The sequence below is a fragment of the Treponema sp. R8-4-B8 genome (assembly GCF_054786175.1).
Genome location: NZ_BDHE01000007.1, coordinates 47,173 through 66,870 on the forward strand (window position 1 = coordinate 47,173; position 19,698 = coordinate 66,870).

Here is a 19,698-nt window from a genome sequence, read left to right on the forward strand (position 1 = left end):
ATTAAAATTTAAACGTAAAGATTACGTTTACCGTAGCCAGATCCAAGTTAAATCCATTTCCCGATCCTATACTTGAATTTACGCCCATATCTAACGTGGCTTTTGGAGTAAAATAGAAAGTAAAACCGCCGTAAAGGTTAGCTGACCACTGGTTCCAGGATTCGGTGATAGTAATGGAATCATTGCCGTTGTTACCGGTAGTGGGAGTTACCGCCTTTCCTTCTGTTACATTTCCAAAAGCGTCTATTGTCGTAGTCATTTCAATGCTGTCAACGCTATTAGGTAATCCTTTAATTTCACTGTGGGTATAGGCGGTCGGAATTGCGCCGATTCCAGCGTTGATTGTAAAACGGTTTGGGATCAGTTTGTAGCTTGCGCCCATGTTCAGGTTCAACGCTATGTTGAGAGACGAAGTTTCAGTATCTCGATTACTATATGAGATGGTTCTTTTAGTTTCTACGTAGTTCATCGAACTGTCCGCTTTATATTCGCTTTTTATGATTTGATACTGGTCAGTATAACTGGATCTGGATTCGGATGTAAGTGTTACCGGAATTGATGCCGAAAAGCCAAGCTTAAAGTTTTCAGCCGGATCGCCTACTATTTTGTATATCGGGGTAATTGAATGCTTCATATAAGACGGTTTAGTAATAGTCAGATTAATATCGGTCGTAGTTTCGGTACGGTCAAAATAATCGGTCACGCGGTCAACATACCCATTCCCAGTCCAACTTACTGTTCCATCAACATTGCCAGATAATCCGGTAGCATCGTAGCTGTTGTTGTACAGGCGCATGTCAAAACCGTATTTTAATTCAAGCGTGGTAGTGTTCTTTTTGACAAGGTCTATTTTTATACCAGCTACTCCGTATGGCTGCAGTAATCCCTGATTATTTCCCGCTCCGACAGTACTTACAACATTCTGTTTTACCCCGTAGACTTCGGTATAATTTTGAGAATTGGCAACCAATATATTGTTGTAAATTTGCAAGCCAAGATCAACATAGGGCATCAGTGTCGCGCTGCCAACGGCGATGCTGGCTCCCCAGCCAAGATACGGCTTCAGATACCCTTGGCTTCTTTCGTAATTAACAGTCGCGTTCTGATAGTCTATCCGTCCATCCAGATAGTCAGTTACAGTAATGGTTCCTGTTCCCGGGTTCCCGTCGGAAGCAAGCCACTCTAAAAATCCTATCTTAATTCCATGTTTCGCAACGCCTATTAGGAATTCAATCTGGTTGGCGCTTTCCTGCCATTTAATCGCGCTATATGAGGTAGTTTCCGTAGTCTGATGCAGTGTTTCGGTGTCATTGTCCCAGACGGGGGTTATGGTGTGGGTTTCAGTAGTGTTAGCTACCCTAAATATATTGCCCCTGTACCATGCGCCTAAATAGAGACTGCCGAAATTATAGGCAAAACCGGCGTCTAGCACGCCTCCCGCGTCAGCTCTGCCTGTTAAAAAGCTGAACAATTTAGCGTCTTTGAGGACGCCTGAATACTTATTGTAATTAATAAAATTGTCCACGTCACTTTTAAAGATGCCCGCAGTAGCCATACTGGTGTTAGACGATAACGAACCAAGGGTAGCTGCTGGGGTATTTGTCTGCGCCTTAACAGGCATAGACAAAACGAAGATCATTACGGCGGTCAACGCCATAACTAAAGCCTTTTTTTGCATATGATTCTCCTTAAAAATTAATTTTGCATAAGATTTTAGAACATAGATCCCTAATGTTAAATAATATACATAATATTTTATCGGAAGTCAATATATATTTACTGTAAAAGTACGTTATATTTCGACCGTGCCTTCAAAGACTTTTACGCAATCGCCGGTCATGTATACGACATCTTCTGTATAACGGATGATTAAGTTTCCGCCGGGAAGGCGCACTTTAATGTCGGTGTCCTTGTCGCAGTGCCCGTTAAGGATTGCGGCTACCGCGGAAGCGCAGGCGCTTGTCCCGCTCGCCTGAGTCTCGCCGCTGCCGCGTTCCCAAAGGCGTATTTTTAAGTGGTTTCTGCCCACAACATTGACAAATTCCGCGTTTACCCTGTCTGGGAAAAGCGGATCGTTTTCAAATAACGGGCCTATTTCGCTTAGGTCAAGATCGTCAAGGTTATTGCAGAAAACAACGGCGTGGGGATTGCCCATGGAGACGCAGGTGATTTCGTACTCGGCGCCGCCGATGGTCACTTTTCGCGCAATCGCGTTATCGCCTTTTAAATTGACGGGGATGTTTTCCGGGCGCAATTCGGCGCGCCCCATGTTTACTTTTACGGATGATACTAAACCGTTGCGCGTGGAAAGATGGAGTTCCTTTACGCCGCTTTTTGTTTCAATTTTCATATCGCGCTTTTTTACAAGCCCGCTGTCGTACAAATATTTTGCCACGCAGCGGATAGCGTTCCCGCTCATGCCGCCCTCGCTGCCGTCAAGATTGAACATCCTCATTTTCGCGTCAGCCGCGCCTGAAAAGGGCGGCAATATCAGCACAACGCCGTCGCCGCCTACGCCCTTGTGCCTGTTTGACAAAAACACCGACAGCGATTCGGGGGAGTTAATTCCTTCGGTTTTAAAACAGTCAAAGTAAATAAAATCATTGCCGCAGCTTTGCATTTTTGTAAACGGCAATTTCATGCGCTTAGTCCGCAGGTTGTTAATGTCAACTAATTCGGTATTTATTTCGCTGTACCCGGAAAGCAAACCGTCAGCAAGCGCGTTTGCCGTATCAACCGACGTAAGGCACGGTACGCCGAGAGAACAGGCTTTCCTGCGGAGTTTTACGTCGTCTAACGCCGGGTCTCTGCCTTTCTTTGACGTGCAGATCACGTAACTTACCGAGCCGTCAGCCAAAAGTGTTTCCGTATTGACTTCCTGATTGTCGCATATCTTGTCTATCGGCTGAACCTCGAAACCTTTCGCCTTTAGATAACGCGTTGTTCCACGAGTCGCGTAAAGCGAGAATCCGGCGCGTACAAATTTTTCCGCTACATCCCGTATCTCCGCCTTGTCGCTGTCACGCACTGTTATAAGCACTCCGCCCCGTTTTTTCATTTTGTATCCCGCCGCGATAAGGCCTTTGTATAGGGCTTCTTCAAGGTTCTTGCCGATGCCTAGAACTTCGCCCGTGGATTTCATTTCAGGGCCTAAATGCGTATCAACTCCGGCAAGTTTTTCAAAGGAGAAAACGGGAACCTTAACGGCGACATACGGCGGTATTTTTCCTATGCCGGGAGAAACTCCAAGAGCGGAAAATGTTTGGCCGACGCTCATTTTTGTGGCAAGCTCGCACATTGGAATACCCGTAACCTTGCTAAGATACGGGACGGTACGGGAGGCTCTTGGGTTGACTTCGATAACGTAAATGTCGTTTTCATAAAAAACATATTGAATATTGACAAGCCCCTTAACGTCCAAAGCCATGCACAGTTTTTTTGTAACGTCAAGAATTCTTTCAGCTAACGCGTCGTCTATGTTAATGGCGGGATACACCGCGATGCTGTCACCTGAATGAATGCCTGTGCGCTCGATATGTTCCATTATGCCGGGAATTAACACGTTCCCGCCTTTCCCGTCTGGTGTAGGGCGGCCGTCGCATAGGGCGTCAACTTCTATCTCCGGCCCTTCGAGGTATTTGTCTATTAATACCGGGTTCTCCTGTTTTGAACGCAAAATTATTTCCATATACTCGCGGATATCGTCCTGAGAAAACGCTATGATCATGTTCTGTCCGCCAAGCACATAAGAGGGGCGCATAAGGACGGGAAAGCCTAATTTTTCGGCGGCGGCCAACGCTTCTTCTTCCGTTAAAACTCCGTACCCCTTTGGGCGTTTGATTTGCAATTTTTCAAGCAGTAAGTCAAACCGTTGTCTGTCCTCGCAAATGTCTATGCTGTCCGCCGAAGTGCCAATTATATTCACGCCGCGCTCGTGAAGTTTTTTTGTCAGCTTGATTGCAGTGCCGCCGCCAAACGCCACGATAACTCCGATTGGCTTTTCAATGTCAATAATGCTCATCACGTCGTCAATGCACAGCGGCTCAAAATAAAGCCTGTCCGCGGTGTCAAAGTCCGTAGATACGGTTTCCGGATTGTTGTTAATTACGATGACTTCGTATCCTAAACTTTTCAGCGTCCACACGCAATGCACGCAGGCGTAGTCAAACTCAATTCCCTGCCCAATACGGATTGGCCCCGAACCGAGAACCACAACTCGTTGTTTGCCGCTCTTTTGAATAAAGGGCAAAGCTTCGTTCTCAGTACCGTTCTCAATAGAATAGAAATATGGCGTTTTAGCTTCAAATTCGCCGCCGCAGGTGTCTACCATTTTGTATATTAGGGGTGTAATTGCAGTCATAGCTTATTTATACCATATTTCGGGTGGTTGTTCTAGAAGAGTTCTCACTATTAGTCTATAACATCTAAATATTTACAAAAAGATCTCTCGCAAAGGCGCAAAGGCGCGAAGTTTATGTCCGATGGCTCATCTTTGATCTAGATATATTAGTTTAACAACAAATCTTGAAGGAAAAACGAATATCCTGCAAACAACAGCCTTTGCGCCTCTGCGTCTTTGCGAGAGGATATTCTTGGGAATATTTAGTTGTTAAAGAATACTAGGATCACAAAGAACACAAAGGAAGAGGGGGTTTTTGTCCGAAGGCTTAGCTTGGGCTTCACGATAAGATTAGGGACAAAAACCTCTTATCTTCCCTTTGTGTTCTTCTCTTACTTAGTGTTCTTTGTGTGAATTTCTTTGGAAAAATTCCAATATTTGACAGACGAGGAAAAAAGGGCTAAAATTATTAAGATAATCAATCAAGAGGAGGGCATAGCGATGGCTGTAGACACTTTGATAAACATCACTAAAGACGAAATAGAATATGCGCGAATGACTACTCTGATAAAGAGCGAACTTGACTGGCGGAGCGGGATAGCAGACGCGGAAGACAAAGGCCGTAGGGAAGGGCATAGGGAAGGCCATAAGGAAGGCCATTACGAAGCCAACATTATAAACGCGCGAAGAATGAAAGCTGATAATATGCCCGTATCTCAGATTAGTAAGTACACCGACCTCTCTCCGGAGACTATTGCCCAGTTGTAGATTAGTTGATAGTGGGGAATAGGACTTTTATCGCAAAGAGCTCACACCAAGAGCACAAAGAGACAAAGAACACAAAGGGAGAGGGATTTAAATAAACAAGGCGAGCCTTTTGGCCCGCCTTGTTGTTAAGTAGTTCTTCGCTTATTCATTCTGTTCAGGGCGTTGTTGTGCCGCTAACATTAACGATGAGAGGTCATAAGTGGTATAGATCATTGTAGCTGCTGTTAATGTTTCAATGCCGGTAAACGCTTGGAGTGCGCCGAGTTCCTTGACTTTGTAGAACGGTGCGGGTAAATCGCCACTTGCCAATAATTGCACGTAGTTTTTTCCTCCAGACATGAAAACGCAAAAACTGTTCAGTTCTATTCCGGTTGAAGGAATGGTTTGACCAATTGCAGTGGCTAAAACACCGCAATTATACTCATAAACATAAGGACCAAAGTCTGAATATTTAGCTGACGGATTGGGAGTGGTACTGTTGAAAGTAATTTGCGACTTGCTGACGTAAGTTTCTCCGTCGGCCAAAAAACCTACATAATACGAACCTTCCCCTGTCCACAGAGTATGATTATCATCTGTATTATTGTACAAAGTAACAATTGCCCTGCTGCTACTTATTACACTGCTTCCGGAAATTTGCGGAGTTAATCCAATGATATTATTTGTATTAAATAGACCAACCATGATTTCTGTTCCATTGGAAAATTTATCTAAGCTTATTAGTCCGGTAATTGTAATTGAACGCCATGATGTGGCGGTTCCTGGTTTTTTATTCGTATAAAAACTATTCAGGGCTGTATTAAGACCGGTGTATCTGGAATCAAGGGTCCCAGTGGAGCCTTTCGCTGTGCTTATCGCAGAATTAAGCGCGGTCATAATGGCAGAAGTAACCCAGTATTCCTGCGGGATTACGTCTGTTCCGTTGCTACTTATTGTAACCGTTTCTTGTGCTTTTTCTGCCTCGGTAATCAGGGCTGTAAGATCATCTTGGGTAAAATTGCTAGATTTAGTTCCCGTTCCTAAATGTACTTTAAATATTGCAATTGCCGTACTCAGGTCGCCTACCGCTTTATCCACTTTCGCTTGAGAAGTCGGAAATGTTTGTATTCCTACTGCAACAAGAATTGCCGCTCCAAATGTATCCAAATCACTTTGAAGAACCCACTTCCTGCCCTGGGCAACTTCACCTGCGCTTGTTGCTACTTGTACCCCTTCTTTTGCCGCATTCGCTTCGGCAATTTTAGCCTCCAGTGCGGTTAGATCATACTGACTATTAATTGTATTAGTTACATCTTGGTCGCACCCCGCAAACAGCGTTAACGCTGTCAATAAAATAACTAGAAATTTTTTCATATTTTCCTCCTATGTAATATAATATATCACCTTTAAAAAAATAAAACAATAAGAGTTAATACAAAAATTTCTTTGTGTTCTTTGTCCCTTAGTGATCTTAGTGAGAGCTCTTTTCGATATTTTTTTCGATATTATCCAAACCATGTAAAAACCAGCGGTCTACCTTAGTAATCGCGTAAAGCTCATCCACGCTGATGCCGCGCTTTATCGCCTCGTACAGCACAAACAGGCGCTCGTCGGTTACCGTATTCAGAAGGGCGCGGATTTCTTCGGTTGATTTTGCGGCAAGACGCGGCATTTCAAGGCTGTTTAGGCCTATCTCCGCGCCGCGGACGGCTTTTATAAGCGCTTCCTCAAAAGTGTCGGCAATCGCCATGACTTCGCCGGTGGCTTTCATCTGGGTGCCAAGCTCTTTTTGCGCGTACACAAATTTGTCAAAAGGCCATTTGGGGAACTTCACTGCCACATAGTCAAGAGTCGGCTCAAACGCGGCGAATGTATTGCCGGTGACGGCGTTTATTATCTCGTCTAGGGTATAGCCAATGGCGATTTTTGTCGCGACTTTCGCGATGGGGTAACCCGTCGCCTTGCTCGCTAGAGCGGAGGAGCGCGATACGCGCGGATTTACTTCGATGACCGCGTATTCAAAACTGTCGGTATGCAGGGCGAATTGTACGTTACAGCCGCCTTCAACTCCTAGGGCGCAAATAATATTTAACGCGGCGGAACGCAGCATTTGATACTCTTTGTCGGCCAGCGTAACGGCGGGAGCGATGACGATGCTGTCGCCCGTGTGTATGCCGACAGGATCGAAGTTTTCCATTGAACAGACTGTGATTACGTTCCCTACGCGGTCGCGCATCACTTCAAACTCGATCTCCTTCCAGCCTGTGATGGATTTTTCGGTTAGAATCTGATGTATCGGCGAGAGAGCCAGCCCGTTAGAGGCGATTTCTTTAAGCTGTGATTCGTTTGCCGCGATGCCGCCGCCGGTGCCGCCAAGAGTGAAGGCGGGACGCACAATGACAGGGTAGCCGATCTCATCGGCGAAAGAAATTGCCGTCTGCGCGTCTGTCGCGATTACCGAAGGAATCACGGGCTGGCCGATGCTTTGCATTGTCTCCTTGAACAATTTTCTGTCTTCAGCTTTGTCGATGGTTTGCGGCGAAGAGCCGAGAAGGCGCACGTTCATTTTTTCAAGAAAGCCGTCGCGGGCAAGCTGCATGCAGAGAGTAAGTCCAGTCTGCCCGCCTAGGCCGGATAATATGCTGTCGGGGCGTTCTTTTTCGATAATGCGCTTGACTGTCGTAAGAGTCAAAGGCTCAATGTAGATTTTGTCGGCGATGTTGTTATCTGTCATTATGGTAGCCGGGTTGGAATTGACAAGGACAATCTCAATCTCATCCTGCCTCAGTACGCGGCAAGCCTGCGTTCCCGCGTAATCAAACTCAGCCGCCTGCCCAATGACAATCGGGCCTGAGCCAATTACCATCGTTTTTTTTATGTTTTTATCGAGAGGCATCAGAGTTTATCCTCAGTGTCTTGCTCCCAATAAATAAGCAGTTTTTGGTTCGTAATATCGGAATGTAAAATTAAACCGGGTGTTTGCGCTATGTGTATCACGGACTCCCATTTTTTTTCTTCGGGGAATAATTCCGCGAACAGATTTTCCCGCGAAAAAATTTGATCGGGACAGAATATGATTCCCGGTTCCCCGTCAAAAACGGCGGCGTAAAAAATATCAGACTCCACAATGTCTTGGAAGAAATGGCTGCCAAAAGACAACTCAGGCACTATGCCCGCTTTCAAGTACGATACTTCGCACAGGGCCGCCATGTTGCATAATTCGCTAAAATGAACAGGAACTCCCAGGGAGGGCGTAGTTGTTCCCCACCTTCCCGGCCCCATTAATAAAACCGTTTTGTCTTTTAACTTCTGATTGATAAGGCCGACCGTTCTCGCCGCCTGATATTTATCATTATCCGTCAGCTCAAGATATTCAGTCACCTTGACAAATACGACATAATCAAAATGCAGCCTGATATTGCCTCCCATAAAATCGCCTGTGGATGAGAAAAATATTTGTTCTTGTTTCGGCTGCGGGGCTTCCATAACCCTGCCAAGACCTTTTGTTTGCAGGGGGCGGCATTGCAGAAGATTAAAACGGAAATCGCCATTTGGATCAAAATTAGCGGTAAACTCAATATCCACGGGATAGTTATAGGCGGCGCTTAAAGTTGAAAGAACAGTGCGGACAAATTCGGGAAAACCTGTTTCAGTTAAAAGTTTTTTAAAATCAGGTATTCTGGGAGTATATGTATAGTTAATTCTAAGTTCTTTCATACGATTAATGGCCGCGTTATCTGTAGTAAAGAAAATATTTTTATCGGTTTTTAAGTCGCCGTCCGCAAGTTTTTCAAGAGGCGCTTCCGACAATTTGTTATTATGAAGGTCAAGCACGTCGGCTTTATGCTGGGAAAACTTTTTTTCATCGCCATAACTGACGGGCGGCCCTTTATTCGGACAGTCCAATGGGACAATTTTCGCGTAATCGCCTGAAACGCGGTCAACGGCGCGGGTTCCAAGACCGAATACGATCCGCAGCATACCGGCTTCAGGGTTCATTGATTTGTCCCACACGTATAAATTGATGGAATTGCCTACGCCGGCAATGTGTGGAAAAAATAATTCGTCGTAATGGTTGCCTGAAACGCGCTGGACAAGGATAGCCATCTGCTCATCCTGATTGGTAAGGCCTCTTCGCTGGCGGTAAGAAAGAGCGTCGTCGTTCATTGTGCTGGCGTAGACGGTGCGGACCGCCTGCTCAAAAGCAGTGTAACGCTCTTCGGGCGTGCCTTGATTGGCGCAGAAGACGCTTTCGTACTTGCCGGCGAAGGCGTTGCCAAAGTTGTCTTCGCGCAGTGAGCTTGATCGGACTATAATGGGTGATTGTCCGAAATGTTCCAGCATCTGTATAAACTGCTCTCTGATAATATCGGGAAATTTTCCCTGCCGCATCTTTTCCTGAAGTTCTTTCGCGACCGTGAAATACCCTTCGTTTGTTTTTTGCTTAATCCGCAAATCCCACAGCCCGTTATGCACGATGTAAGTGTAGAAAATATCTGAACCCAGATAATACGAGTCGTGCGGCTCCCAATGATTTCGCATAATGTCACCGGCTTCTTTCTCCAGAATCTTCCTGGCAAGAAGCATTCCGACGCTTTTTCCGCCGATAAAACCCGTTCCTATTTCCCTCTCCGCGATATCAAGAATATCCCTAAGCGTAAAATATTTGTCAATAAGGTTTGTTATGCGTAATTCCTTGCCGATAATCCAGCTTGTTAGAAGCTTCTTCATTTCTTCCTGGGACTTTTCATCGCTGCTAAGGGATGAACGCGCGTGATCAAGTTTAATCTGCCAGTAATCCCTGGGCTGTCCGCCCTTGCTGACCCGTGAAAACAAGGTCGCCGCGTCCGCGCTTGACGTAATAGTGACCGCTTCATCGCCGTCAATCAAATGGGGAAAAAACATCGTGGGCGAATATCTTTCCCATACTTTAAGCGGGTGAATATAGAATTTATTGTCAACATTGTACACGTCCATTAAAAGTTGAGTGGTTTCCCTTATGCGGGCGATTGTGTCGTGGGTGAGGGAGCCCCTGATAATGGCGAAATAAGCCAGAGTGTCAAGTATAAACAGAAAGGGGCATGTTATGCGGAAAAAATTGCCTACCATCATATCTGAACTCCAGCTAGTTAGAAGGTCGCTAAGACAGTCAAACACATAGAAAGCCTTTAGTCCTTCGCGGTCGATAATATCATGAACTTTAAGGGCGAATAACTCAAAACCTTCAGATGTATCTAATTGATACATGATAGAGGGTTCGTTATCCGCCATTACCTGTTCATGGTTTCCGAACCGAAAGTAGACAATCCTGCGCTTGTCCTGTTTTGCCTGGCGGATATACGGGCGCAATACATGGAGATAATCTTCTATGGACTGTACCTGCCAAACCACATTATCACCTAACCTAAACATGTCAATAGCCTGATCAAGACCGGGCATTCCTGAGCTTACTCTTCTATCTAACGGCATAATCGTTCACCTCCTCGGGAGCTTTTATCATATCCGCGAATAAGAATATATCGTCGGTTATCGCGTAACAATAAGTGCATATTTTTTCTTTTGTCGTAAAATCACGGTACGGGTTTGACAGGCAGCTTTTTCTGCCTCGGATAATGGCCTTTATTGTTTCATGAAAAAATCCGCGCCAGGCCCAGTTTTTATTTTTATAATCGCGGCATACAATATCACCCGATTTTCGCTCGATGTTATTGGAAAGCTGGACGCCTTTTTTATTGCACAGGTAAACCCGTATTACATCCTTTAATTCGCTGAAAAGTTTAATAAGGTATTCGTCGTCGTTTATCTTTTCGTTATCGAACGGGTTTTCAAGAAAGAAACGCTCAATTTGAATATCAAGGGAATTTTTTAGGGATTCCGCGTCGGCAGTCCTGTTTTGTATCGTATTATAAGCGGTTGCGATTAACGCGGAAAAAACAAACGAGTTGACAACCGGATCGCTCATGGACGCTTGGGGAGCCGCGAGCAGGAACCCCTGATAAAACCTTCCCTTTGAGGAAATGCAAATATCAAGCTGGCGCTCGGTCTCAACTCCTTCATGCAGAACTTCGATGCCTACGGAATCGGCGAAGACGGCCATAGCGCGCAAATACTCGCGGTAATGATAAGACTTTTCGCTGTTATGAATATAGTCAATATTTATTTTTATAATGTCAGGCTGAAGCTTTGCCAATCTGTCAATATTGCTGGCTTCCTTTCCGTAATCGTCAAGCGCTATTCTGCAACCGGCTTTTTTGTAGTGGACAATGGCGCGAAGGTATTCCTCGTTTGCGTTAAAATCCTCTTCAGTAATTTCTATAACCAGCCTGTCATTGGGAATGCCGAATTCTTTCGCCCATTGCAAAGTTATCATGTCTTCCGGCTTTTGCAAAAACGGCAGGAGCCACGCCAATCTGATATTGATAAACAGATATTCGTTTCGCTTTTCTTCGGCGTATTTTTTCATGGCGTATCTTCTTACTATTCTGTCCACCCTAAGCGCTTCTTCATGCGATATATCTGGGTCCATAAAAAAAGGACCTAAAGAATTTACCGCTCCGTCATCGTCAATATAGCGCCCTAAAACTTCAAAGGCGTATACGTTATTTGAATCGGCTGAAAGAATCGGCTGAAAGTAGGCGATTACATTGTCGGCTGTTAAATTCATTTTTTCATCCTATCTATAAAACGGTCAAATAAAAAAGAGGTATCAAGCGGCCCGCCGCACGCTTCTGGGTGAAACTGCACGGAAAAACATCCGCCGTAATCCATACCCTCGCAAGTGCCGTCGTTCACGTTCACAAACGAACCGTTATCCGCGACAACAGCGTATCCGTGATTTTGACTTGTAATGTAAACGCGCCCGCTCGCCAATTCTTTAACAGGCTGGTTTGCCCCGCGATGACCGAATTTAAGTTTGCGCGTTGAATAGCCGTTTGCCAGCGCCAGCAGTTGGTGTCCCAGGCAAATGCCGAAAATTGTTACGCCGCTTTTTTGCAAAATACGCAGCGTCTCTATAATTCCGTTATTGGCGCTTTCCGCCGGGTCTCCAGGACCGTTACTGAGCATAATCCCGTCCGGTTCTATTTTCAGTATTTCCTGAGCGCTAGTGTCATGCGGAAAAGACCACACCTCGCAGCCTCGCGCCGCAAGCGCATTCGCTATCCCCCTCTTCGCGCCAAAATCCATCAGAGCCACGCGCTTTTTTACCTGCGAATTTTTCGGCGGGGTTTTTGTAACAGTTCGCGATGATACGGCGGCGACGGCGTTTTTAATAGAATACGCTTTTGTTTCCGCGATATCGGCTTCTGTGGGAGGCGCCGCCGTGATTTTTCCGTTCATAACGCCGTTTTCACGAATGATTCTTGTAAGCGCCCTCGTGTCAATTCCGTATAATCCAGTAATGCCGCGCTCCTTTAAAAAAGAGTCAAGAGTGCCCTCGCACCGGAAGTTGGACGGGTTTTTGCAAGGATGTTTGACAATATACGCTCTTGCCCCGACATTGGCGCTTTCAAAATCGGCGGGAATAACTCCGTAATTTCCAATCAGGGGAAAAGTTTGCAGGACAATCTGCCCGTAATAGCTCTGATCGGTCAAAGTCTCCAAATAGCCGGTCATGCCGGTAGCAAAAACGACTTCCCCTGTGATTTCCCCCTGAGCGCCAAAATATTCGCCTTTCATTACAGTGCCGTTTTCCAGAACTAAATACGCGGTCATTTCTTGTCCCTTATTTGGTGAATAATGCCATTTTACGAAATATTTGTCAAGGTTACTGATTTGTTACTCAAGTATTCCCGCGAGGGTATGCATTACTGCGTTGATGTCTATGGGTTTTGAAAGATGGCCGTCCATGCCTGAGGCTAGGGCTTTTTCAATGTCTTCTTTGTATGCGTTAGCTGTCATGGCAACAATGCGCGTTTGTTTATACGGATTTTTACCGTTTTGAGCCACTTCATTTTTTATCATTTCGGCTTCAATAGCCCTGATTTGCCGGGTGGACTCATAACCGTCCATTATGGGCATCTGTATGTCCATGAAAATAAGATCGTAATAGTTTTGCGGCTTTCCGCAATAAAGGGCGACGGCAGCCTTTCCGTCCTGGGCCTCGTCAATTTCAGCGTTGGTGTCCGCGAGAAGTTCCGTTAAAATAAAACGGTTTATTTCCACGTCTTCCACAATAAGTATGCGCTTGCCGCGAAGATTGGGCATAATTTCTATAACGCTCTTCTCTTCTTTTTCTTCAGCTATCGGGAAACACAGCGTAAATTCAAATGTCGAGCCTTCGCCAAGTTTGCTTTTTACCGTGATATGCCCGCCCATCATTTCCGCCAGACTCTGACTGATGGAAAGCCCAAGTCCGGTTCCGCCGTACTGGTTAAAAATAGCGGAATCAGCCTGACTGAAAGATTTAAAAAGCTTTCCTATCTGTTCCTCGGACATTCCAATACCGTTATCTGAAATTGTAAATCGCACTTTTACAGTCTCTGCATTTTCTTCCGGCACATTCAAAGAAAAAATTACCGCGCTGTCTTTTGGGGTAAATTTTACGGCGTTTCCCAAAAGGTTTATCAGTATTTGGTTGAGTCTTAATTTGTCCCCTATAACGCGGTAATTCTTAATATTTTCAAAATTAGTTTCCAGACGAATGTTTTTTTCCGCGCAGCGAAGGGTTATAAGTTTTACAACCTCATCCATCGCGTTTCTTAATGAGAAAAGTTCATTGACAAGTTCAAATTTGCCGGACTCTATTTTTGACATATCAAGCACATTGTTCAGTAATCCTAAAAGATGCACGGAAGCGGTCTCTATCTCTTTAATTGCCGACAATGTTTTTTGCGTTTCAGCGTTTTTTTGGGCGATAAGCGCCATGCCAATCACCGCGTTAAGGGGAGTGCGTATTTCATGGCTCATGTTAGCGAGAAAAGCGCTCTTTGCCATTGACGCCGCTTCCGCTTCTTTGCGAAGTTCCGCCAATCGGGCATTTTGTATATTTATTTCATAAATCATGGAACGGTAAACGCTTACGTCTGACATGAAAAGGATGTAACCCTTAGGTTTTTTTCTAACCATTATTGTTTTAAGGGTTACCATAAAAGTTCTTATTTGTCCGTCTTTTAGGAACAGTTTGACCTCTCCGCTTCGTTCAGTATCCCCTTTTTTTAGCTGTTCAAGAAAATCATTCGGCGTACATTCGGCGTTCTGCTCCCGTAAATGGGCAAAAAATTTTTCCAGCGTGCTTTGACTGGTATCAAATGAAAAACATGGAAAGGCCATTAGCGCGGCGGGGTTCGTGTCCATTATACGGTTCTGTTCGTCAAAAACAAGAATCGCGTCCTTGATGAGGGCGTAAATATTGTTCATGGTTAAAGCTTTTATGTTTAAAAGCTGCGATTTGTAAGACGTAATCGCAAAAAGCATGAAAGTAATAAAAAATCCCAGAGGGGTTATGTCATAAGGGATAAAGCGTTGAATTTCTGTGGTATACAAAATATTCAAAATATAGGGAAGAAACATCCCAAATACGGTGATAATTACAAGAGGTTCATCCCTGGCGCGTTTAAGAACATACCGGACAAGAACAATAAAAGAAAGAAGCACCACAGAAAAATCTACAATCGTGTGTATCCAAAAGAAAGGCCCCCGCGTAGGAACGGGAAACGTATAATCAGGAAACATTAAATGATGCAAAGGATTGGTTATCATAAACAGAATATCCAAGGCTGGAAATACGCAGATAACAGGCAGGGCAAACCTGTATTTAAAAGTCCTTATATGCGCGAAGTTAAGGATAAACCAAAATACGCTGAATGGAATAATACAGACAAAGCAAATACGCAGAGTATAAATAAAAGGAAAAAATTTTTCGGCTGAAATAATGGAAATCGCGTTTAGAAGCGTCCAAAAGATGACAAAGATACCCAAACAAAAAAAACTTACCGAACGGCGGTTTCTTGTATCGCCAAACCACAAAAAGCATAGTATATATACGATGACGGCGCTGAAAACAAGAGATGTTACAAATATTACAGCTTCTATCCACATAATGGCTATATTTAGATATAGCACAAACTATTGAACAAAAAACACCCAATTATGTTCAAGCGTGAGATTTAACAAAAACTATATTTATATTCTTTTATGTATATTTATATTGTACAATAGGGTTGTGAGGGAACCCGGTTGGTTCCCTCACAACCCTTGCAGTTTTGAGGCTAAGCCTCAAAACTGCATTTTATAAAGAAGTTATTCGGAAACTGAAGTTTCCGAATAACTCTAATAAAAAAGGAATTAAAGAAATGTTGAAACGAATAATTTTAAAACCGGGCGAGGAAGAGCGTATTCTTCTAGGGCACCCTTGGGTATATGGCAATGAAATTGACAGCGTGCTGGAGGGCAAGGAACAGGCGCAGCTTATTCCCGGCGAATGCGCCGATGTCGAAAGCAGCCGCAAAAAATATTTAGGCAGGGCGATAGTAAACCCAAACTCAAAAATTACGGCGCGAATATACAGCCCTTCAAAAGAGGGAATCGACAAAGGCTTTTTTAAACGGCGTATCCGCGAAGCGGTTATTAGGCGCTTGTTTTTCCGCGATCTTTCCGTTGAATCGGCGCGGCTTGTCTTTGCTGAGGCTGATTTTTTACCAGGCCTTATCATCGACTGCTTTACCGGCTGGCCGTTATCTGAAATTGAATCCGCCATCGCGCAACGCCCCGTCACTTTTGATATTGCAAAGGCCGCCCTTGGCTCTCCGCGCTTTTGGCTTTCGGCGCAGTTTCTTGTCTGGGGAATGGACTGCCGCAGAGAAATGATAATCGAAGCTCTGCGTGAAGTTGTAACAATAATCAACGCGCCAAATCTGAAAAATGACGCGATTAATTCTGTTCCGGTGGACGCGGGAAACAACGCGGCGGTTGCCAAAGATTCAAACGCGAAAAATGACGCGGCAAATACTGCTAATTCCGGCGCAATGGCGTATCCTGCCGCGTTTATCCCGAGCGGCGCTCTTTGCGGCATTTACGAAAAATCCGCCGCCCATGTCCGCGAGTTGGAAGGGCTTCCGTTGCGCGAAGGCGTATTGCAGGGAACATTCCCCGAAACAGGGATTGTCATTTTTGAAGGAGACTTGCCTTTTATCGTGGATTTGCCCCAAGGGCAAAAAACGGGTTTTTTTCTGGATCAACGGGATAACCACCTGCTTACGGGCAAATACGCGTCCATGCTGCAAAAAGAGACAGGAGCGGAACTAAGTATCCTTGACGCATGTTCTTACACAGGCGGCTTCGGCCTTCACGCGCTGAGGGCGGCGGAAAAGCTCACCATGCTTGACGTATCGCAGGCGGCGCTTGAAACGGCGCGAAAGAACGCCGCGCTGCATGGAGCGGCAGATCGCGTAACAACAGTCGAGGCGAATGTTTTTGACGAATTGCGTAATTTAGCGCGGCGCAAGGAGCAATTTGACATGGTAATACTCGATCCGCCCGCATTCGCTAAATCGCGAAGCTCTCTTGAAGAAGCCCTGCGCGGCTATAAGGAAATAAATCTGCGCGCGATCAAACTTGTCCGCTCAGGCGGCGTCTTTATAACCTGCTCGTGCAGTCAGGCGATGGACGAAATTCTCTTTAAACGCATGATCGCCGAAGCCGCCGCAGACGCTGGGCGCCGTCTTGTACAGCTTGATTTCCGTTTTCAGGCAAAAGATCACCAAGTGCTTATTGGCTATGACGAGTCATTGTATCTGAAGTGCGGGTTTTTTCGGGTGATTTAACGCGAAGAATAAAATATTAATGTTTATTAAATAAAGTAAATAAATCGGGTTAACACGGAATAGAATCATTTTCACAGCCTTTGGTGCGCCTCCTTTGCGTTGCGCCTTCGACTGCATATTCCGTATTAACCCGCAATTTTCTAATTAAAAACAGGGCTATTATTCATGACAGGTTATTTAATCGTTACCCTTTGAATACCGCCCCCTAACAAAGTAACTGTTTCATGAAATAAATCTGGAAATAAAGCGACAACAGTATAAACTCCGTCTTCATCATAAGTAAATGTTTTTTTATTTCCTTTATACATTTGTGTTCCTTTATTATTCTTAATATCTTCAATCGCTTGTAAAAACTCTGCTCCTTTGACAATGATAACAAGATTTTGGTTAGTAATAGGATCACCCGCTTGGTTGGTTACTTCAATAGACCCGCCTTTTTTAAATAAATCGCATGAGCCCAGCAGTAACGCCGCCACCAGAACTATTAAAAATAAATATTGTTTTCTCATACCAAACCTCCAAAACAATTATATTTCGTACCTATACTGGCAATCTGTTAAATTGTTGAAAAACAATGTTTTCTTTTGTAAAGATAAATTTGTTCCTCTTCTAAACAATAATATAACACAAAAAAATTTTTTTTACAATAAATAACCAACAAGAAATTGTAGCATTTCCTATTCAGATTGACAAAAAAAACTTTAATGTCAAAAACAAAAGAAGAAATAAGAAAGGAAAAGGCAGTTCGGTAGGCTTCACGATAAAATACCGGACAAAAACCCCCTATTCCTCTTTGTGATCTTTGTCTCTTTGTGTTCTTTGTGTGAAATTTTTTCTACTCAAACACATTTTTTCTAGCGCGTTTCGCCTTCCCGTTCCCGGTAAAGCAAGCCGTGCAAAAACCTAAAGCGCAGCCTCCGCAGGCTTTTTTTAAGTCCTCTATATTGATGTATCCCAAAGTATCCGCGCCTATTTTATGACAGATTTCGTCCATGCTCATTTTATTCGCGATCAGGTTTTCTTCGCTGTCAATGTCCGTTCCGTAGTGGCACGAATATCGGAACGGCGGCGAAGAAATTCTCATGTGCACTTCCTTCGCTCCGGCGTTTTTAAGGCTCTTAACAATTTTTTCGCTGGTTGTGCCGCGCACAATGGAATCATCAACAAGGACGATTCTTTTTCCTCGGATACAGGCGGACAGCGGATTAAGTTTTAGCCTGACCGCGCTGTCGCGCTGCGTCTGAGTCGGGTAAATAAAACTCCTGCCGATGTATCTGTTTTTTACAAAACCCGTAATCAGCGGAATGCCGCTTTCAGCGCTGTAGCCGGATGCGGCGTCAAGGCCGGAGTCGGGAACGCCGCAGACAAAGTCGGCTTGTACGGGATACTCCTTCACCAGTTCAAGCCCCATGTTGTACCGCGCGTTATAAACGCTTAATCCGTCAATCACAGAATCAGGGCGCGCGAAATAGACGTATTCAAAAATGCAAAGCCCATGATCATTTTCTTTTTTTTCAAGTTTTACGCCATGATGAGTTATCTTCCCATTTTCAATTATTACGACTTCTCCGGGCAGAACATCGCGGACAAATTCAAAGCCGCATGCGTCAAGAGCGCAAGTCTCGGAGGCGACAATAATGCCAATTCCGTTTTTACCGATGCAAAGAGGACGGAAGCCGTTTGGATCGCGGACGGCAATCAGCTTGTTTTTGCTTGTCGCGATGACGAGCGAAAACGCACCCTTGAGCATATTTGCGGCTTTGGTGACTCCTTTGAATGAGCTTTTTTCCTTTGTTATATAATACGCTATTAATGAAGAGACAACTTCACTGTCGCTTGTCGCGTTAAAATGAACGCCCAGTCCCGCCAATTCAGATCGAATTTCAGAAGCGTTTGTAATATTTCCGTTGTGGGCGGTCGCGATTCTGCCCGTCAGATATTCCGTAACAAAAGGACCTACGTTTTCCTTTGTATTGTGTCCGGTTGTTGAATAACGCGTATGCCCGATGGCAACGCCGCCCTTTGGCAAATTTTTTAATTCTTCGCCTGAAAACACTTCGCTGACCAAGCCTACGTCTTTATGGCATACGATACTTCGGTTGTTGGCGACCGCGATGCCGGCTCCTTCCTGCCCACGGTGCTGAAGCGCAAGCAAACCGTTATAAGTAATGCCCGCCGCTTCGTCGTCGGTTAAACTGGCTCCAAAAACAGCGCACTCCTCATTCAGTTTCCTAAAAATTTTCATACCTTTTTAAAATCCCCTCCGCTACAATCCTCTTTGATGATCGCATATCCATCGCCTGTTTTTCAATATACCTGTGAGATTCCTGCTCGCTCATTTTCATATATGAAATTAAAATGCACTTTGCCCTGTCAATGACGCGTATATCCTCGATTTTTTTCTTTAACTGAGCATTCTCAGCCTGTATCTTTTTTATCCTGCCCTGAACTGATTTTACAATTGACAATGCCGACCAAAAAACCGCCTTGTCAACCGGTTTTGAGATTGTTAAAACCCCGTCTTTCTCGCAGGCGGCGGATACGGAATCGAAGGATTCATTTTTTACAATGAGGATAACCTGCGACGCGCCTTTGGAAGCGACAGAACGTGAAAAACTTTCGCCTGATTCATCGGGTAGCGGAGAATTGACAATCACTAAATCGAAGTTTTGTTTTTGCAAAAGCTTGTACGCGCTTTCAACGGACTTTTGGCATATAATTTGACGGCAGGAAGCCGCGTTTAACATCACGGTAAAAAGAGCGGTGTCTTTTTCTATGTCTGAAACAATCAAAGCGCTTTCCATTTTATCGCCGCCCTTCCATACATTAATAATATAGAATTAACGGTTT

At 44.7% G+C, this 19,698-nt stretch carries 13 protein-coding genes; 2 read left to right on the forward strand and 11 right to left on the reverse strand.

Features of this window, described 5'->3' with window-relative positions; genetic code table 11:
* Nucleotide 1: 1 nt before the first annotated feature.
* On the reverse strand, nucleotides 2-1,678 hold the full coding sequence (locus tag ACYVRA_RS02370) for a TDE2508 family outer membrane beta-barrel protein (protein WP_461251147.1): 1,677 nt from the start codon (nucleotides 1,676-1,678) through the stop codon (nucleotides 2-4).
* Between the two features lie 114 nt (nucleotides 1,679-1,792).
* Nucleotides 1,793-4,360, reverse strand: coding sequence for a carbamoyl-phosphate synthase large subunit (gene carB, locus ACYVRA_RS02375; RefSeq protein WP_461251148.1), 2,568 nt, complete (start codon nucleotides 4,358-4,360; stop codon nucleotides 1,793-1,795).
* Nucleotides 4,361-4,840: 480 nt separating this feature from the next.
* On the opposite strand from carB (ACYVRA_RS02375), the gene ACYVRA_RS02380 reads away from it, so the two are divergent.
* Complete coding sequence (locus ACYVRA_RS02380; RefSeq protein WP_461251149.1) at nucleotides 4,841-5,107, forward strand: hypothetical protein; 267 nt, start codon at nucleotides 4,841-4,843, stop codon at nucleotides 5,105-5,107.
* Between the two features lie 141 nt (nucleotides 5,108-5,248).
* On the opposite strand, the gene ACYVRA_RS02385 is transcribed toward ACYVRA_RS02380, so the two are convergent.
* From ACYVRA_RS02385 to ACYVRA_RS02410, 6 genes are all read right to left on the reverse strand, one after another.
* Nucleotides 5,249-6,460: a hypothetical protein gene (locus tag ACYVRA_RS02385; RefSeq protein ID WP_461251150.1), complete on the reverse strand. Its 1,212-nt coding sequence runs from the start codon at nucleotides 6,458-6,460 to the stop codon at nucleotides 5,249-5,251.
* Between the two features lie 97 nt (nucleotides 6,461-6,557).
* Nucleotides 6,558-7,982: a carbamoyl-phosphate synthase large subunit gene (carB, locus tag ACYVRA_RS02390; RefSeq protein ID WP_461251151.1), complete on the reverse strand. Its 1,425-nt coding sequence runs from the start codon at nucleotides 7,980-7,982 to the stop codon at nucleotides 6,558-6,560.
* Nucleotides 7,982-10,555, reverse strand: coding sequence for a PEP/pyruvate-binding domain-containing protein (locus tag ACYVRA_RS02395; protein WP_461251152.1), 2,574 nt, complete (start codon nucleotides 10,553-10,555; stop codon nucleotides 7,982-7,984). The genes carB (ACYVRA_RS02390) and ACYVRA_RS02395 overlap by 1 nt, the downstream gene beginning before the upstream one ends.
* Nucleotides 10,542-11,750, reverse strand: coding sequence for an EAL domain-containing protein (locus ACYVRA_RS02400; protein WP_461251153.1), 1,209 nt, complete (start codon nucleotides 11,748-11,750; stop codon nucleotides 10,542-10,544). The genes ACYVRA_RS02395 and ACYVRA_RS02400 overlap by 14 nt, the downstream gene beginning before the upstream one ends.
* Nucleotides 11,747-12,799, reverse strand: coding sequence for a carbamoyl phosphate synthase small subunit (locus ACYVRA_RS02405; protein WP_461251154.1), 1,053 nt, complete (start codon nucleotides 12,797-12,799; stop codon nucleotides 11,747-11,749). The genes ACYVRA_RS02400 and ACYVRA_RS02405 overlap by 4 nt, the downstream gene beginning before the upstream one ends.
* Before the next feature lie 63 nt (nucleotides 12,800-12,862).
* Nucleotides 12,863-15,124, reverse strand: coding sequence for a histidine kinase N-terminal 7TM domain-containing protein (locus tag ACYVRA_RS02410; RefSeq protein ID WP_461251155.1), 2,262 nt, complete (start codon nucleotides 15,122-15,124; stop codon nucleotides 12,863-12,865).
* Nucleotides 15,125-15,378: 254 nt separating this feature from the next.
* On the opposite strand from ACYVRA_RS02410, the gene ACYVRA_RS02415 reads away from it, so the two are divergent.
* On the forward strand, nucleotides 15,379-16,848 hold the full coding sequence (locus tag ACYVRA_RS02415) for a class I SAM-dependent rRNA methyltransferase (protein ID WP_461251156.1): 1,470 nt from the start codon (nucleotides 15,379-15,381) through the stop codon (nucleotides 16,846-16,848).
* 173 nt (nucleotides 16,849-17,021) lie between these two features.
* Here ACYVRA_RS02415 and ACYVRA_RS02420 read toward each other — a convergent pair whose 3' ends face one another.
* The 3 genes from ACYVRA_RS02420 to ACYVRA_RS02430 form a co-directional block, all read right to left on the reverse strand.
* The gene (locus ACYVRA_RS02420; RefSeq protein WP_461251157.1) at nucleotides 17,022-17,357 is read right to left on the reverse strand and encodes a hypothetical protein; all 336 of its coding nucleotides are present in this window, start codon (nucleotides 17,355-17,357) and stop codon (nucleotides 17,022-17,024) included.
* Between the two features lie 326 nt (nucleotides 17,358-17,683).
* The gene (gene purF, locus ACYVRA_RS02425; RefSeq protein WP_461251158.1) at nucleotides 17,684-19,093 is read right to left on the reverse strand and encodes an amidophosphoribosyltransferase; all 1,410 of its coding nucleotides are present in this window, start codon (nucleotides 19,091-19,093) and stop codon (nucleotides 17,684-17,686) included.
* A complete protein-coding gene (locus ACYVRA_RS02430; protein WP_461251159.1) occupies nucleotides 19,080-19,652 on the reverse strand; it encodes an ANTAR domain-containing response regulator in 573 nt (190 codons plus the stop codon). The genes purF and ACYVRA_RS02430 overlap by 14 nt, the downstream gene beginning before the upstream one ends.
* Nucleotides 19,653-19,698 lie beyond the last annotated feature (46 nt).

Bases quoted from the DNA above. Each gene is read 5' to 3' on its own strand.
- ACYVRA_RS02410 (WP_461251155.1), bottom strand. From the start codon at position 15,124: ATGTGGATAGAAGCTGTAATATTTGTAACATCTCTTGTTTTCAGCGCC.
- ACYVRA_RS02430 (WP_461251159.1), bottom strand. From the start codon at position 19,652: ATGGAAAGCGCTTTGATTGTTTCAGACATAGAAAAAGACACCGCTCTT.
- ACYVRA_RS02405 (WP_461251154.1), bottom strand. From the start codon at position 12,799: ATGACCGCGTATTTAGTTCTGGAAAACGGCACTGTAATGAAAGGCGAA.
- purF (WP_461251158.1), bottom strand. From the start codon at position 19,093: ATGAAAATTTTTAGGAAACTGAATGAGGAGTGCGCTGTTTTTGGAGCC.
- ACYVRA_RS02420 (WP_461251157.1), bottom strand. From the start codon at position 17,357: ATGAGAAAACAATATTTATTTTTAATAGTTCTGGTGGCGGCGTTACTG.
- ACYVRA_RS02385 (WP_461251150.1), bottom strand. From the start codon at position 6,460: ATGAAAAAATTTCTAGTTATTTTATTGACAGCGTTAACGCTGTTTGCG.
- carB (WP_461251151.1), bottom strand. From the start codon at position 7,982: ATGCCTCTCGATAAAAACATAAAAAAAACGATGGTAATTGGCTCAGGC.
- ACYVRA_RS02415 (WP_461251156.1), top strand. From the start codon at position 15,379: ATGTTGAAACGAATAATTTTAAAACCGGGCGAGGAAGAGCGTATTCTT.
- ACYVRA_RS02370 (WP_461251147.1), bottom strand. From the start codon at position 1,678: ATGCAAAAAAAGGCTTTAGTTATGGCGTTGACCGCCGTAATGATCTTC.
- carB (WP_461251148.1), bottom strand. From the start codon at position 4,360: ATGACTGCAATTACACCCCTAATATACAAAATGGTAGACACCTGCGGC.
- ACYVRA_RS02380 (WP_461251149.1), top strand. From the start codon at position 4,841: ATGGCTGTAGACACTTTGATAAACATCACTAAAGACGAAATAGAATAT.
- ACYVRA_RS02395 (WP_461251152.1), bottom strand. From the start codon at position 10,555: ATGCCGTTAGATAGAAGAGTAAGCTCAGGAATGCCCGGTCTTGATCAG.
- ACYVRA_RS02400 (WP_461251153.1), bottom strand. From the start codon at position 11,750: ATGAATTTAACAGCCGACAATGTAATCGCCTACTTTCAGCCGATTCTT.